The organism is Vibrio sp. D173a, from assembly GCF_030248475.1.
Window position 1 is genome coordinate 1 of the sequence record NZ_JAHGAH010001534.1, and the last position, 766, is coordinate 766.

Below are 766 nucleotides of genomic sequence, written 5' to 3' on the forward strand. Positions count from 1 at the left end.
CCCACTAAATAAATACCCAAAAGATTTGAGGTATGATGTTTATTGTTCGATAGTTTTAGGCAAAGGTTGTTTAATAGATGAGCAGAAAGAAGGGAAAGCTTGAGGCTTGAAAATTGAAAGAATCGAAAACAGATGATCTTGAAAATAGACAATATAAAAAACGGAGAGTAGCCAATAGCACTCTCCGTGTGATTTAGAGTTAGAGCATGAGTTAACTAGAACGTAAGGTGATAACTGTTGCTCGGCTGCCCAAGAGTAATACTCCAAGTCTGCTCTGATTCGCTACTGGTCATTGGTACCCAGCGCACATATAGAGAGTCCCAGTTCGTATTAACCTCGAGTTTGACTTCATCCGTAAGATCTGGGTAGATGGTAGTGATGCGCGACACCGGATCTGGGATTACCTCACCATCAGCTTTTACAAACGCGGCTTCTGAATAGAGATGTAACGCCCCCTTTGTTGACCCTGAATAATCGATCGACAGGGTTATTTTCTCTCCAACATCAAACGAAAAATCACGTTGTGCAACAATATCTTGAGCGGCAGCTGGTGTAGCAGGTTGAGCCGTTGAGCCACCTCCTCCTCCACCACATGCAGTCAGGACGGAAATGGAAAGTAGGCTGATTAACTTGATAGATGTTTTCATGATGCTCTCCTTATTCGCCCGTTGCTGATACTGAGGTGTTTTCTACAGCGGTTTTGTACCACTCACCATGGCTCTCTCCGCTTGCTTCTACCCAGTCATCAAAGGTTAGGTAGGCCTCA

At 44.1% G+C, this 766-nt stretch carries 1 protein-coding gene; it reads right to left on the reverse strand.

Annotated elements, in window-relative coordinates:
* Window positions 1–215 precede the first annotated feature (215 nt).
* Window positions 216–647 (reverse strand): hypothetical protein, encoded by a 432-nt coding sequence (locus tag KIV40_RS34565; RefSeq protein WP_285353969.1) that lies wholly within the window; start codon window positions 645–647, stop codon window positions 216–218.
* Window positions 648–766 lie beyond the last annotated feature (119 nt).

What these genes read in the sequence shown, in the direction of transcription:
- KIV40_RS34565 (WP_285353969.1), bottom strand. Translation starts at nt 647, where the DNA reads ATGAAAACATCTATCAAGTTAATCAGCCTACTTTCCATTTCCGTCCTG.